Origin of the sequence: Effusibacillus pohliae DSM 22757 (genome assembly GCF_000376225.1) — a bacterium.
GTDB classification, from domain to species: domain Bacteria; phylum Bacillota; class Bacilli; order Tumebacillales; family Effusibacillaceae; genus Effusibacillus; species Effusibacillus pohliae.
Map to the genome: position 1 here is coordinate 24003 of NZ_AQXL01000118.1, position 15122 is coordinate 39124.

General features: G+C 53.7%; 14 protein-coding genes. 12 read left to right on the forward strand and 2 right to left on the reverse strand.

The features are described from left to right. The first annotated feature begins 66 nt into the window (after positions 1-66). Genes C230_RS0108845 through C230_RS0108855 form a run of 3 tightly spaced genes read left to right on the forward strand, consistent with a single transcriptional unit; the run spans position 67 to position 3259 of the window. A complete protein-coding gene (locus C230_RS0108845; RefSeq protein ID WP_018131675.1) occupies positions 67-1347 on the forward strand; it encodes a nucleotide sugar dehydrogenase in 1281 nt (426 codons plus the stop codon). A 12-nt stretch (positions 1348-1359) separates the two neighbouring features. Then, a complete protein-coding gene (locus tag C230_RS0108850) occupies positions 1360-2337 on the forward strand; it encodes an NAD-dependent epimerase/dehydratase family protein (RefSeq protein WP_018131676.1) in 978 nt (325 codons plus the stop codon). 4 nt (positions 2338-2341) lie between these two features. Further along, positions 2342-3259, forward strand: coding sequence for an NAD-dependent epimerase/dehydratase family protein (locus C230_RS0108855; RefSeq protein WP_018131677.1), 918 nt, complete (start codon positions 2342-2344; stop codon positions 3257-3259). A gap of 39 nt (positions 3260-3298) precedes the next feature. Here the strand turns inward: C230_RS0108855 and C230_RS0108860 are convergent, their stop codons facing one another. Next, the gene (locus C230_RS0108860; protein ID WP_018131678.1) at positions 3299-4066 is read right to left on the reverse strand and encodes an NUDIX domain-containing protein; all 768 of its coding nucleotides are present in this window, start codon (positions 4064-4066) and stop codon (positions 3299-3301) included. A gap of 194 nt (positions 4067-4260) precedes the next feature. On the opposite strand from C230_RS0108860, the gene C230_RS21345 reads away from it, so the two are divergent. Genes C230_RS21345 through C230_RS0108875 form a run of 3 tightly spaced genes read left to right on the forward strand, consistent with a single transcriptional unit; the run spans position 4261 to position 7805 of the window. Beyond that, entirely contained in the window at positions 4261-5874 is a 1614-nt protein-coding gene (locus C230_RS21345; protein WP_018131679.1) for an RIO2 family protein, read from the forward strand. 57 nt (positions 5875-5931) lie between these two features. Next, positions 5932-7026: a glycosyltransferase family 4 protein gene (locus C230_RS0108870; protein ID WP_018131680.1), complete on the forward strand. Its 1095-nt coding sequence runs from the start codon at positions 5932-5934 to the stop codon at positions 7024-7026. Then, complete coding sequence (locus C230_RS0108875; RefSeq protein ID WP_018131681.1) at positions 7026-7805, forward strand: HipA family kinase; 780 nt, start codon at positions 7026-7028, stop codon at positions 7803-7805. The genes C230_RS0108870 and C230_RS0108875 overlap by 1 nt, the downstream gene beginning before the upstream one ends. Before the next feature lie 38 nt (positions 7806-7843). Here the strand turns inward: C230_RS0108875 and C230_RS19935 are convergent, their stop codons facing one another. Next, complete coding sequence (locus C230_RS19935; RefSeq protein WP_018131682.1) at positions 7844-8935, reverse strand: glycosyltransferase; 1092 nt, start codon at positions 8933-8935, stop codon at positions 7844-7846. Positions 8936-9098: 163 nt separating this feature from the next. On the opposite strand from C230_RS19935, the gene C230_RS0108885 reads away from it, so the two are divergent. Genes C230_RS0108885 through C230_RS0108910 form a run of 6 tightly spaced genes read left to right on the forward strand, consistent with a single transcriptional unit; the run spans position 9099 to position 15075 of the window. Then, on the forward strand, positions 9099-10172 hold the full coding sequence (locus C230_RS0108885; protein ID WP_018131683.1) for a glycosyltransferase: 1074 nt from the start codon (positions 9099-9101) through the stop codon (positions 10170-10172). A gap of 36 nt (positions 10173-10208) precedes the next feature. After that, complete coding sequence (locus tag C230_RS19940) at positions 10209-10982, forward strand: glycosyltransferase family 2 protein (RefSeq protein WP_018131684.1); 774 nt, start codon at positions 10209-10211, stop codon at positions 10980-10982. Beyond that, positions 10963-12063: a YheC/YheD family endospore coat-associated protein gene (locus C230_RS0108895; RefSeq protein WP_018131685.1), complete on the forward strand. Its 1101-nt coding sequence runs from the start codon at positions 10963-10965 to the stop codon at positions 12061-12063. The genes C230_RS19940 and C230_RS0108895 overlap by 20 nt, the downstream gene beginning before the upstream one ends. Then, positions 12060-12812, forward strand: a complete 753-nt coding sequence (locus C230_RS19945; RefSeq protein WP_018131686.1) for a GT-D fold domain-containing protein — start codon at positions 12060-12062, stop codon at positions 12810-12812. Before C230_RS0108895 ends, C230_RS19945 begins: the two co-directional genes overlap by 4 nt. Beyond that, positions 12809-14125 (forward strand): UDP-glucose dehydrogenase family protein, encoded by a 1317-nt coding sequence (locus C230_RS0108905; protein WP_018131687.1) that lies wholly within the window; start codon positions 12809-12811, stop codon positions 14123-14125. The genes C230_RS19945 and C230_RS0108905 overlap by 4 nt, the downstream gene beginning before the upstream one ends. Further along, positions 14122-15075, forward strand: coding sequence for an NAD-dependent epimerase/dehydratase family protein (locus C230_RS0108910; RefSeq protein ID WP_018131688.1), 954 nt, complete (start codon positions 14122-14124; stop codon positions 15073-15075). Before C230_RS0108905 ends, C230_RS0108910 begins: the two co-directional genes overlap by 4 nt. Positions 15076-15122 lie beyond the last annotated feature (47 nt).

Below are 15122 nucleotides of genomic sequence, written 5' to 3' on the forward strand. Positions count from 1 at the left end.
CTTATCCATTACGGCGGCCAAGGTTTATACGTAGTATGTTTTAGAATCTGGAAAGGGGTGAGCGGGGTGCGAGAGATCGTCCTTTACAAACTGGCAATCATTGGTCTTGGATATGTCGGGCTGCCGCTGGCTCGTTTGTTTCTGAAAAAAGGCCATACCGTATACGGGATTGACGTGGACGCAAACAAAATCAGGAAACTGATGAAGCGGCAGAGCTATCTGTCCGACTTTACAAATGGCGACATTCGAAGCCTGTTTGCAACGGGTCGTTTCTTTGTCGGTGACTCGTACGACGTGGTGGCAGAAGTGGATGCGGTGATTCTGTGTGTGCCAACCCCCCTGGACGAACAGGCACAGCCCGATCTGCAATACGTGCGGAAGGCGATGGAAAGCGCATTGCCTTATCTGCGAAACGGTCAGCTGGTGGTCCTCGAGAGTTCGACCTATCCCGGAACGACCGAGGAAGAACTGCGACCGCTGCTCGAGGCAAGCGGCCTGCAAGCCGGTAAGGATGTAGCGTTAGCGTATTCGCCGGAACGGATCGACCCTGGCCAGGATCAGATTGCTCTGCATAAGATTCCGAAAGTGCTGGGGGGAGTGACACCCAGGTGCACGCAATTTGCGAAACGGGTCTATGAAACGGTTTTTGACCAGGTAGTGGTGGTGTCTTCTCCGAGGGTTGCTGAGATGACCAAGCTGCTGGAGAACTGTCAGCGGTTCGTCAACATTTCATTCATGAACGAACTGGCGATGTTGTGCGACAGGATGCAGATCGATCTGTGGGAAGTGATCGCTGCCGCAAGCACAAAACCGTACGGCTTTACCCCGTATTATCCGGGGCCGGGCATCGGCGGGCATTGCATTCCGGTCGACCCGCTCTACCTGTCATGGAAAGCGAGGGAATACCAGTTCGATCTGCAATTTATCGAGTTGGCCCACAAGATCAACCAACAGATGCCGGATTTTGTCGTTTGGAAACTGCAGCAGCATCTATCAGCCAAAAAGCCGCTGGCGGGAAGCCGGGTGTTTGTGATTGGCGTCACGTACAAGAAAGATGTGAATGATACGCGTGAATCGACCGCTTTCAAAATTATCGAGCGGCTGCTGGCGTTGGGGATTCTGGTCAATTTTTACGATCCCTATATCAAGGAGATCGAAGTGGCCGGGATGCGGCTGAAACGTCTGGCGCTGACCCGAAGGTATGTGGAACAGCATGATTGTACGCTGATTCTCACCGATCACACCGGCATTCCATATGAATCGATCGTGGCGTATGCGCCGTTGGTGATTGATACGCGCAACGCGACACGCAGCGTGCAGCACCGCCGGAACGTCATTTTGTTGTAGGAGGGAACGGTTTTGAAAATCCTTGTTACAGGCGGCGCCGGCTTCATCGGATCTCATCTGGTCCAGCGGCTTTTGAGAATCGGGCACCAGGTGACTACGCTGGACGATTGTTCGACAGGGCGACCGGAATTCCTGCGTGACGTGATGGGCCACCAGAGGCACACGTTTGTCCACGATTCGGTGACCAACCGGCAAACCCTCAGCAAGCTGATGGACAACTGTGACACCGTGTTTCATCTGGCTGCCGTTTTGGGAGTTAAAAATACGGTCGAAAATCCGTTGAAAGTGATGGAAGGGAATATTGACGGCACCCGGAATGTGCTGGAACTGGCCTATCGCAAGCGCGTGAAAGTGATTTTTGCATCGACTTCTGAAATCTATGGGAAGAACCAGAACCTCCCCTTCACCGAGGAATCGGATCGCGTGCTGGGGGCGCCATCGATTCACCGCTGGTGTTATGCCACAGCGAAATCACTTGACGAACATTTGTGTTTCGCCTACGCCAAGAACGGATTGCCGGTGACGATCATCCGCTATTTCAACACATACGGCCCTCGCCAGACATCCTCCCAGTATGGCGGGGTCGTGGCGCGGTTTGTCAGGGCGGCACTGAACAATGAACCGATCGAAGTCTATGGCGACGGTACCCAATCCAGGTGTTTTACGTATATTGATGATGCTGTAACGGGCACGGTGGCTGCACTCGGACCGAGAGCCAACGGACTGGCTTTCAATATCGGTTCGGACCAGCAGACTACCGTGCAGGAGTTAGCCACCCTGATCCATCGGCTGGCGGGCTCCACATCGCCGATCGTCCGGGTGCCGTATGAAGCGGCGTATGGACCCGGGTATGAAGATATGAAGGCGCGGATTCCCGACCTTTCCCGTTCCCGGTCGATCCTGGGGTACACACCGCGGGTGGGTCTGGAAACGGGGTTGCGTCGAACCATCGAATGGTACCGCCAAACTGTCGAATCCGAACGGGGGTGACACCTTGAAGGCGATTGTAACCGGCGGAGCCGGGTTTATCGGCTCCCATCTGGTAGAGGCACTGGTTGCGGAAGGGGCTTTGGTGCATGTGATCGACAATCTTGCGACCGGCCACCGGGAGTGGGTGAACCCGCAGGCGGTCCTGCACGTGCTGGATGTTGGCGATGCGGAAACCCGGGAGTTGATCGTGCGCGAGCAACCGGATGTTGTGTTTCACCTGGCGGCGCAGGTCGATGTGCAACGTTCGATCCGGGAACCGGACTATGATGCGTCTGTCAACATCCTGGGAACCATTAATGTGTTGGAGGCATGTTGCCAGGCTTCTGTCAAAAAATTGGTCTATGCATCTTCCTGCGCCGTGTATGGCGATTGCGGGACGGAACTGATCCGCGAGGAACAGCCCACCTGCCCGATTTCGTTTTACGGAATTTCCAAACTGACGCCCGAATCGTTTATCCGTTTGTTTCACCAAATGCACCGGCTGCAGTACACGATTTTGCGTTACGCGAATGTCTATGGCCCCCGGCAGACACCGAAAGGAGAAGGCGGCGTGGTGGCGATTTTCCTGGATCGCATCAAGCGGGGGATGCCGCTGCAGATTCATGGGGACGGGGAACAAACCCGCGATTTTGTCTATGTAAAAGATGTCGTACGAGCCAACCTGGCGGCCATTGGCAAAGGAGACAACCAGATCATCCACGTATCCACCGCCGCCCGCACATCGATCAATCAGTTGGTGGACTATCTGAAAGACATTCACGGTGCTGACATTCCGGTCGAATATTGGCCGGAAAGGCCGGGCGACATCCGGAACAGCTGCCTGGCCAACCGGAAAGCGTACGAACAGTTGGGGTGGCAACCCGAGTATGGCATTCGCCAGGGGCTGGCGGAGACCTATTCGTTTGTCATGAACTCCCGATAACCGCCAGCCAAACAGGCCAGTGCGGCCTTTTTTTGTGTGCTATCGGAAAGGTTCGCGATGCGGATCATACCTGCGTACAAGCTGATACGGCCTGACACGGAATGCTTCATAGGGAACGCAAATGCCGCGCATTGAGTCGAGCACGCGCGACCTGAATTTGGGACGGGTGATATAGGAAGCCAGATTGGTTTCGTCGATCTTTTGAAACCGGACCTCTTTCGTTTCGTTTGATGGAGCGGTTGGGCCTGCCTGACAAGTTCCGCGAAAGACGATCGAAATGGTGCTTCCATTTGAATAGACGCCGGTAATCCCGTGCAAGTTCACATGAATTCCCGTTTCTTCCAAAATCTCGCGACACAATGCGGCATCCAACGTTTCCCCTGCTTCAACGCCGCCCCCTGGGAGTTCCCATGTGTCAGAACGCCAATACGTGCGGACGAGCAGTGCTTCCTGCTGCTCATTTGTAATATAGCCGCTGACTGTTACAGTCTGTTGCGGCGAAGGATACGATCCGGTTGACTGCAGGAATTCCTCCCTGCACGCCAGGTACAACTCCCGTTGTTTGCACTCGGCTTGTGCGCGGCGGTGCAACTCATCCTTTTGAACCCGTTCTTCGATCTTCCGGTACTCCTCCAGGTTCGGATACTCCCAGATCGCTGTGATTTCTCGCCTGTTTTCAGTGATCCAGCACCCCACCAGCCTGGCGCCGTTTTTCACCCGGTTTGGCAGCAGGTATGCATGGAAAAACCGGTTCAGCGGCTCCGCATGTTCCGGGCGGATCTGGTACGTTTGCCTCTGGTAGATCATTCCCCTGACCTCCGCGTTGTTCCCCAGTTTGCAGGTTACGGTTTTAATCTATGCAGTGGCTGGCCCGTTTGCCAAAACTCGAGACAGACGTCCACCCATGTGCATCCAACCATTTTATGAACGGAAGCGGGTAGCGGTGCATTAAATGTTGGTAAAGACCGTAGAAGCAGACAACAGAAAGGAGCAGATCGCGCATGGATCTGGCGCAGGGAAAAATCGACCCCTCGTTCGGGGCGCAGTCGGTAGCGGACATGGAAACAATGGAAACCGACATAGATGGGGAAGAAATGGAAGCGGACGCCGTCGAACAAGCGGAACTGGAACCGGAGGCGGCCCTAGACGTCCACGACCCACCGGCGGACACACCGGTTCAGGCGGCCGAAGTTCCGGCTGCAGCGGCAGAACCGATGATCGATTACGCCCAAATCAGGGAATGGGTGCAGCAGGTACGGGTACAAAGCGTCGAGAATGAGCCGGTGATCGTTGAAAATCCCACTCCGCTGCCTCTCATCTGGCGCAGCAAGCGGGATGCCGTTCTGAAAGTGGGAGAGGATCTGTGTGTCAAGGTGTTTGCCAACGAGCAGGACTGCGAACGGGAACATCATGCGCTGTCGCTGGGTCAGAACACCTCTTTGATTCCCCGCGTGTTTGACAAGGGCACCCATTACATCTTTATGGAACTGGTGAAAGGAATCACTCTGCACGATTACTTGCAATCGCAACCGCTGACCAGGGAACTGTCCCTCAAGCTGATCGAGATGCTGGCCACATTCAAGGATATCGGGTATAAGATGATCGACCATCACAAGCGGAAAATCTATCTCCAGCCGGATGGCAGCATCAAGGTGTTTGACGTGGCCCACATGGTGTGGCGGGAGCGCACCTATCCGTATCCCCGCAAGCTGTTGAGCAGTCTGGGCAATGACCATAAGGATGTGTTCCTCGCACATGTACGGGAAATGGCCCCCAATCTTTATCAGGAATGGCAGCAACACATGCAGATCGACAGCATGGCCCGCCAGATTTACCAGGTGATCGCCAAAAGCAATCTGCCGGAAACGGAAGACGCGGTGCGTGCGCTCAGTCAGCCGTTGCTGACGATGAGCAACAAGAAGAAATATTTCGCGAAGCTGGAAGGCTTGGTGCGAAAAATTTACAAAGAAGAATGGTACAAGGATCTGGCCGAGCAGGGGCGCGATGCTGAAACTGTAAAGGAAGAGATTGACCGGCAGATCGACCAGTATCAGGCGAAAGCGGGCGAGCCTCCGCAAGGGAAGCCGGAGAAGCGACCGGAAGAGCCGATGGTGACCGAAGAGAACGACAATCTGGGGATGATGGAAACGGATCACGAGCTGGAGCAACTGCGAAACCGGTTTTATCCGTATCTGCTGGAAAAGGAAAGCAGACTCAGGAAAAACGGCAAACGGAAGCAACTGAAAGATGATTTCGCGGACTGGATCGACCGCTCGCTGGTAACCGGAAATAAACAGAAAACAAAGGACAAAAAACGGAGTGCGAAAAGCGGAAAGGCCGAAACATCGAAAAAAACCATCGAGAAGTACGTGAAACGGCAGATTGACCGGTATCTGGAGAAAAACCAGTTGGTACAAAAACTACAACAGAAATCGAGCACCGTAAAATCCAACCCAAAACTGAAGTCCAATCCCAAACCGAAACTGACGCATGTCACAAAGCCAAGCGAAAAATCGGTTACCAAGTCAAAGCCCGGTTCCGGGACAAAAGCCAAGGTCGCCAAATCAACCGCCTTGGAAGGGAAAGTGAAAAGCAAGGCGCACAAGGTTTTCTGACAGGAATAGCACATCCTGACCCCACATGGAAGATTGATTCAGTGAAGGGGGATCGTTTTGAAGATTCTTGTTATCTGGCGTCTGTTGACGGTAGGCGGTGTGAATGCCGGTTGGCGGAACCGTGCGATGTATTTTCAAAAACATGGGATTGTCACCGAATTTCTGTACACAACCGATCTTGGCGGCATGCACATCATGCAGGACGTTGCTCCCGTTTACCTGACAAAAGTGGAGCAAGAGATTGTCGGAGTGATTGAACGCAATTCGTATGATGCGATTGTCGTTGTCGATACAGGAGACGCCTATCGCTGGATTCGGAAGGCGAATTTTACCGGTCCGGTGATCGTTGAAGTGCGAACGCCGGAGATTTTAAAGCTGAAACCACATGTGCAAGGGTTTGCGGGCGTCCGGCCGGCCGCGTTTGTCGTCCCCTCCTGCTACCAGAAGCGGCTGGCTTCGATTCTGGTTGACGACATCCCGATCGAAGTGATTTACAACGGTGTGGATCTCTCATTCTTTCACCCCATCCCGTTCGATCAGATTCATTATGACACGGAACCGTTTTTGCCGAGCGGAAAAAAGATTGTCGGCTGGATCGGCCGGCTTGACAAGCGGAAAAATTGGCCGTTGCTGTTGCGAATTGCCCGTTTGATCAGGAAAGAACGAGATGACATCGAGTTCTGGGTAATCGGCGGTGCGCAAAGCGTGCAGCGGGACGAATTTGCCGCAAAGTGGAAGGAGGAGCAGCTGACCGAGATCGTAAAATGGTTCCCGGTCGTGCCCTATCAGGAGATGCCGCATGTCTATGCAAAGATTCGGCAGTCGGGCGGCTGCACACTGGCGACGACAAAAGGGGAGTCGTTCGGCAACACGTTCATCGAGTCGATGGCATGCGGTGTACCTGTCGTCGCCCCCAAAATCACCTCCATTCCCGAATTGGTCTTGCAGGGCGAAACGGGTCGCCTGTACCGGGAGGAACATGCACGCGGGGCAACCCGCCAAATTTACCGCGTGGTTGACAACCCGACTGTCTATCATCTGATGTCACAGGCGGCTGTCGAGCGGGCGCAAAACCAGTTTGCGATCAACCGTTGCGCCGAAGCCTATATCCGCCTGCTGAAGCGGGTTGTAGTGGAAGGGGGCCGCCTGTGATGCAGCCTGTTGCCTACAAGCGATGCTTCCCAGGAAAATCGGGTGCCCATTTGATCGCCTTTGATGATGGTCGCGAGTATGTGGTCAAGTTTCTGAAGCCCGGCTTCGAGCGAACGCTGGCAAATGAATGGATCGCCTATTGCCTGGCCCGATTTTTGCAACTTCCCGTCCCACCAGCCAAACTGGTAGAGATTCCCCCGTCGTTTTGCCGCAGTGTACCGGCCTTGGCCACAGTCCCTCCGACCCAAAAACAGTTTGCGTCCCTCTACATCGACGGCTGTGTGGACGGAACCGCAGCGGATGTGCAATATGTGGTGAACCACCGCTCCCTCCCGGGCATCATCCTGCTCGACTACTGGCTGTGCAATCGAGACAGGACACGAAAAAATATTTTGCTGCAGGAACAGGGACCGGGCACTTACTATTTGTGGATGATCGACCAGGCGGAAATTTTCGGATCCTACGGGTGGATGCTGCCACACCTGGAAACGCTTCCGGTCGGCATCCTGAAAAGTGCGGTGCATCAACTGATGGCCCGCTTTATCGAAGAGGAACGGCAATTTTATGAACAGTTGGATGTCATTCAGACGATCCCTTCCCTTCTGTTGGAGGAGATCCTTGCGTTTGTACCGAATGACTGGGGCTTGACAAGCGTTGACAAACGTGGAATCATCTCCACACTTCTATACCGCAGACAAAAAAGCCTGCCTCATTTGGTGCATAAATTCATCAAAAATGTATACCGGCCGTTGCACACGCAACTGGATGGAGAAACGTGATTCACTTCCAACAAGGCCACCTGTTTCAGTGGCCTTGTTCATGCACTGTGAAACGGGGTGAATTCCAGGATTTTACCAAACAGGTCGGGCAGTTCATCGAGCCGGCGGCCGGCCAGTACATGCATCGAGCGGGCGACCACCTCTGCTCCAGTTTGTGGAATTTTATTGAATTTCTGTTCGAAGTAGCTGCTATACTGCACGATCTCTGCAATCCGTTTTGCCAGATCGTCAGCGGTGAACCGGTTTGAAGCGATGCATACATCGCTCCCCACCAGTTCCGCCAGCATCATGTTTTTGACGAGCCGCTCCTTCGTATCCGCCGGCAATGCCAAGAGCGGGGTGCCAGTCGTGATGCAATCGATCAGGATTCCCATTCCAGGCTTGCTCACCACGAGCGACGCGGCGTTCACCAAATCTCTCCCATTTTCAAACAAGGGCGCCTGAATGATCGGGGGCGCAAACTCGTAATCGACCGGCTCCAACTGACTCGCCACCACGATCCGGTACGAGGTTTTCAGCCGGTTGATTTTGTTGTACCAATCTACAATGAATCGGTATCGGTACTTGCCGATGCCGCCCCCCATCTGCACGAGAATAAACGGTTCATCCTCCGGGATGCCCAATCTCTTTTTGACTTGCCCGGGAGTTTGTGTCAGGTTACGGACAATGGGAGGAATCGGCACATAGTACACGGAGAGATCTGGAAGCTTCTCCGGCAGTCGTAAATTGATGTGAAAAAACAGATCGGTTGTTTGTTGGGCGATGTTTTGGATCTGCTGTTTGAACTTTCGCGTCAATTCCGTATCGTCCGGCGAGACCGCCAGTTCACTGTGATAAATCCCGGCCAGAATCGGGCCGTCTTGTTGCCGTTTTTGCTTAAGCAGCCGTACCTCTTCCCGCCAGTCATGAAAGATCAGGTCCTGTTTCAGAAACCATTCCCTGCAGTTTTTCAACTGGGCTCCGGAAAACGCTCTAAGTCTGCAGCTTGGGAGATTGTTGCGAAGCCACTCATGCGCCGGAGGGAACGCGTGAATACGAACTGGTAACGAACCGATCTCCATGCTTTTTTCGACATTCGCCACACACCGGTTCAAATGCCCCAGGTTGCGTCCAACGATATAGTCGACCATTCGTTGCACCTCCTCGTTTTTCGTATATGTAACCAGCCCGCCCGCAGTTCCGCAGAAATCCGGAACTTCGCAAAATGGGCGTCCGCTTCTGCGGAAATTCTATGCCTTTGCACAAGAGCAACCGGCATCCGCCTCATAGTATGGCTACAAAAGGAGGAACGCCATGGTCAAGGTTGCAGTCGTACGTTCCTGGTATCTGCCGCTCAGCGAAACGTTTATTTATTCGGAACTGGTCAATCTCAGAGTGGTTTCACCGGTTGTTTGCACCAAGCGCATTCTGAATCTCAAACACTTCCCGTTTCACCCGATTTTCCAATTCAAGCGGTTACCCGACCTGGAGAGAATTCTCCGCGAACAGAACATTGACCTGATTCATGCCAGATTCGGCACCACGGGGGCGGAAATCCTCAATGTCAAAAAAAAGCTGGGGCTTCCCATGCTGACTTCCTTTCACGGATTTGACCTTCCCTCCAACCGGGTCTCTCTCGCCAAATACAAAGGCAATTTGCAGCGCCTCTTTGCGGAAGGAGAGGCGTTTACGGTTACGTCCGAAAACATGCGGGAGGTGCTGCTCAGATTCGGTTGCCCCTCGGAGAAAATCCGCGTCCACCACAGCGGAATCGATGTGGACCGGTTTGCGTTCAAACAACGAACATTTCCGGCGGATGGCAAAATCATTTTGCTATCTGTGGGGCGGTTGGTCGAGAAGAAGGGAATGAACTATCTGCTTGATGCATTTCACAAGGTGCAGCAGGAATATCCCAATATCTGCCTGCGGATTGCGGGCGATGGACCGTACCGCGAACGTTTGCGGCAGCAGGCGAGAAGCCTCCGCATCCAGCACAAAGTGGAGTTTCTGGGGGAGATTCCGCATCAGAAGGTGGCGGAAGCAATGCAACAGGCGCATCTGTTTGCGCTTGCGAGCGTCACGACCCGCAATGGCAACCAGGAGGGGATTCCCAATGTCCTAAAGGAAGCGATGGCGACCGGACTGCCGGTGGTTGCCACATCGCACGCCGGTATCCCCGAACTGGTCAAACACAAAAAATCAGGATACTTGGTACGGGAGCGGGACAGTGCGGAGTTGGCCAAGCGGTTGCTTGACCTGATCAGGAATCCTCATAAATGGGGAAAAATGGGCGAAAAAGGCAGGAAAACGGTGATCAAATCGTTTCGATTACAGACACAGGTTCTGGAGTTGGAAAAGATGTATGCCGACATTCTCACAAACCGATAGAGGAAAACAGCAGTTGCTGGAGGGAGAGATCAGGCAATGCCCACAATCAGCGTTGTGATTCCGACATACAACCGGGCAGCCTATGTCTGCCAAGCGATCGACAGCATCCTGAACCAGACGTACCGCGATTTTGAAATTCTCGTGGTGGATGATGGCTCCACTGATTCTACACGTAAGCAGGTCGCAGCGTTTGGGGATCAGGTCCGCTACATCCACCAGGCCAACCGGGGGCCGTCTGCCGCCAGAAACATCGGTATTTTGCACGCGAAAGGCGAGTATATCGCGTTTTGCGATTCGGATGACCGGTTTCTGCCGGAAAAGCTGGAAAAACAGCTGAACTATATCCGCAATCATCCAAACTGCCGGTTTCTTTACAGTTGGTATTACAACGTCGATCAACGGGGACAAATCACCAAACTGCGAAAACCCCGCGCCTGCAAGAGCCGGGAACATTTGCAGTATTGCCTCTTCACCCGCAAGTTCACAATCCGCACATCGACGGTGTTGGTTCACAAGAGATGTTTTAAGAGGGCGGGACTCTTCAATGAAAAGTACTGGTATTCCCAGGATTGGGACATGTGGATGCGACTGGCTGCTTACTACCGCGGCCACTGCCTGCAGGAACCGCTGGCCGAATACCGGCAGCACGATGATAACAGAAGCCGATTGAGCGTCAAAATCTATCATCCGGAAATACGGGCTTCCATTTTGAAGTTGTACGGTTGGAACGAAGCGAAACTCAAACAATTGGCCAAATTGTACGATAAAAAGCGCCATGGGAGGCAGGCCAATGGAGATCCAAACCGCTGATCTTGGCGTTCTGTTGAATCATTCACAGCTATGCGGTGCGCTTCGCGGCCGCTACCAGTTTGAATACCTCCCCTTTTATTCGGAAGCGGCGGAAAAAGCGGGAGTGACCGTCGTATTCTTCTCCAACCGTTCACTTCTGGGTGAAACCGGATATACGTACGCCTACGTCTGGAATCCGGATACAAATACTTATGAACAGGGTGTCTACAAAATTCCTTCCGTGGTGCACAACCGCGCCCTCCTATTGAAGAAAGGCGGCAAGCAGATTTATTCCTTCATTGCCCGTGACGGAACCATCTTATACAACCGAATCATGCGGTTTGACAAATGGGAAGTTCACCGCCATCTCGTCCAGAACCCTCAAACCGCGCAATATATACCGGATACGGAACGATTACGTTCCGACAGACAGATTCTATCGTGGTTGCGGAAGTACCAGACCGTTTATTTGAAACCGCGCAGCGGAAGCCTGGGGTGGGGAGTGGTTCGCCTGCGGTTGTCGGATGCAGGATTGATTGTGTCAAGGACAGTGGCGGGGTGCTCCCGCCACCATACGGTGCCCCTCGAAACAATCGCCGGGATCCGGCACAAAATTGGCAAACGCCCCTATCTGATCCAGGAAGCCATTCCGTTGATTCAGCTTGACGAGCAGCCGATTGATTTTCGGGTTACGGTGCAAAAGGGGGAGAAAGGAGAGTGGACAATTTCCGGGGCCGTAGCAAAGATAGGGGTGCCAAACGCCCATGCGACAAATCTCGCGGTCGGGGCAAGAGCGGCTGAAGCAAAACAGGTATTGGATAGTGTCTTTTCGAAGTCGGAGGCGGCCGAGGTTTACCGCGACCTGAAAAAGGCTTCTCTGCGGATTGCTCGCCAAATGGAACAGATCGGTCCCGAAATCGCCGATTTGGGATTAGACTTGGCGGTCACGGAGGATGGCAAGGTCAAATTCATTGAAGCGAACGGCAGGGATTTAAGAATTGCATTTCACAAGGCCAACCAACGGCAAATGTGGAGAAATACGTTTTACACTCCGATCCTGTACGGCGCCTATTTGCTGCGAAAAAGGGGAAGCGGCAAATGAACACTTCAGACAGGACAATGTTGTCAACCGAACAGGTGATTCAGTTTATCGACCAGGCCGTTTGCAAAAAAGTGCCGTTTTGTCTGGTGCGGGTCGGGGACGGGGAAAATATTGTGCTGGCGCAGCGGTTTGTCATGCCGATCAACCGTGTGCTGAAGACGCGCTGGGGGCGTCTATCCCAAAAGACGAACCGAAAAGGGATTCGGCTGCCGAACGAACGTGCCCGCGATCAGATGATCGAGGCGCTGAAACGGGCCGATCTGGTCGGAATTCCCCATTATGAGGAACGCGAGCTCCTAGCCCCGCAAAAATACCTCCGGCCGCTCACCGATCAATGTTTCAAAAAGTACGGCATCCGTCCCCAATTTGTCTGCCATACGCTGGTCAACCGGCACTTGGTTGAGAAAAAGAGCTTCTGGGAAATGCTTCAGGGACGCAGGGTGGCAGTCATTTCAAAATGGGCGGATCCGTTTGCAAAGCTGGTGGAGAAGGAATATGGGGATTTTGACATTCAAATCGTGGCGAGGATCCCGTTTTCCCATTATGACCAAATCGATCAGACCGTTCGCGAAATGAAACGTGTAAAATGCGACATTGTGCTGATCTCGGCAGGCGTCAATGCGGTGATTCTTGCGGAAAAACTTGCCCGAGAACAAGGCCGGGTTGCGATCGATTTTGGAAAATCGGCGATGTTTATGGTCAAACGAAACGCACGGATTCGACCTTGGAGAGGTGAACCCACAACATGAACATTACGGTAATCGGGTCCGGTTATGTTGGTACCACAACGGCAGTTGTTCTGGCCGCGTTGCACCATCGGGTTTTCGGGGCCGATATTGATTCGGCCAAAGTGGCAAAATTGAAGCAGGGAATTCTTCCGTTTGTCGAACCGGGACTGGATCAGTTGCTGGCGGAAATGCTCAAAACCGGCCGGCTGGTTTTTACCGATCAGATTGAAGCGGCGATTCAGGCGAGCGACATCATTTTGATAGCGGTCGGCACTCCGCCGCGTCCGGACGGTACAGCCGACATTTCTTTCCTAATGAGTGCGGCCGACACCATCGCACATTCGATCAACGGTTACAAAGTGATTGCGGTAAAAAGCACGGTTCCGGTCGGAACCAACAGGTGGCTGGCCGATTACTTGAGCCGCAAAATCGGCGATCCAAGCCTGTTTGATCTTGTCTCCAATCCGGAATTTCTAAGAGAAGGTTCGGCACTCTACGACTCGTTTCATCCGGATCGAACGGTGCTGGGAGGGATCAGCCAACGGGCGATTCAATTGATGAAGGATGCTTATAAGCCCCTGATCGGCCGCCTGCTTGTCACCGACTGGGAAACGGCGGAGCTGATCAAGTATGCCTCCAATTCCTTCCTCGCCACCAAAATTTCGTTTATTAATGAAATGGCACGAATCGCGGACCGGGCCGGGGCAGATGTGACGCAGGTGGCAAAAGGAATGGGCATGGACCGGCGGATCGGGACTGAATTTTTGCAAGCCGGCATTGGGTATGGAGGATCCTGTTTTCCGAAAGATGTGAAAGCGTTGATCGCAACCGCAAAAGAACTGGGGGTGGGGGCGGAGATACTGGAAACGGTGGAACGGGTAAATCAGACCCAATCCGATCTGTATCTGCGAAAACTAACGGAAGCGCTGCGGGGGACTGCCAAAGAACCTTGGGTGATCGCGGTGTTTGGCTTGACATTTAAGCGGGACACGGATGATCAGCGGGAATCGCCGGCAATCCGAATCGTCGAACAGTTGTTGGCGGACTGCCAGGAAATCCGGATTCTCGATCCTACCGTGGAATTCCCCAGCCAAACTCCTTGGCCGGACGAACGGAAAGTCGTCGTCTGCCAAACAGTCGAAGAAGCGCTTTCGGCCGCCGATGCCGCCTTTCTGTGCACGGATTGGGAGATGTTTGCTACAATCGATTGGGGCGAAGCTGCCCGCTGCATGCGGACGCCGATTCTGGTCGACGGGCGGAACCTGTATGACCCCGAAACCATTCGGGCGGCAGGCGTCCGCTATCTCGGATTGGGAAGAGGAGGCGTACCATGAAGATCATTGTAACGGGAGCGGCCGGTTTTATCGGTTCGCATCTGACTGAGCGGCTGTTGGCGGAGGGACATCGGGTAATCGGCATCGACATGTTCCATCAGCCGCAGTGGAACCGTTTCAAGCGGTTCAATTTGGCCGGGGCGCTGCAACATCCAAACTTCACTTTGATCGAAGGTGATCTGCTGCAACTTGATTTGGCCAAAATCGTGGCGGATGATACGGATGTGGTGTTTCATCAGGCGGCGATAGCGGGAGTGCGAAATAGCTGGGGAGCCAATTTTCAGGCATATGTGGAACTGAACATTCTGGCCACGCAGCGATTGCTTGAAGCGTGCAAGGATCGGGGGATCAAGAAGTTTGTGTACGCCTCGTCGTCCTCGGTATACGGCGGAACCAACGGTCCGACGCCGGAGGACACGCCGCCGCAGCCGATTTCGCCGTACGGTGTGAGCAAGCTGGCGGGTGAGCATCTGGTTCGCATGTATCATCTGGAATATGGGCTGCCGACGACCAGTCTGCGTTATTTTACCGTATACGGGCCCAGACAACGACCCGACATGGCGTTTCACAAGTTCCTGAAAGCGGTGTTGCAGGGACAGCCGATTCCGGTCTACGGGAACGGTCAACAAACGCGCGATTTTACTTATGTTACGGACGTTGTGGAAGCGAACGTGCAAGCGATGAATTGGCAGGAACACGGAAACGTGTTCAACATCGGCGGCGCGGAGAGAGCGTCGGTGCTCGAGGTGCTAGATGTGATCCGCGAGGTGACGGGACGGCAGGTGGAGATTGAATGGTTGCCGCGGCAGTCCGGCGATCCGCTGTGCACTTGGGCGGACATTTCGCTGGTGAGCCGGAAGCTCGGATATCACCCGCAAGTCACATTGCGCCAAGGGTTGGCGAAAGAGTGGGAGTACATCCGGGAAATCTATGCGGCGGCGCAAACCTGACAATAGATTCCCGCCAAGAGCGTGGGGCATCCAGCATTTGGCGGGAA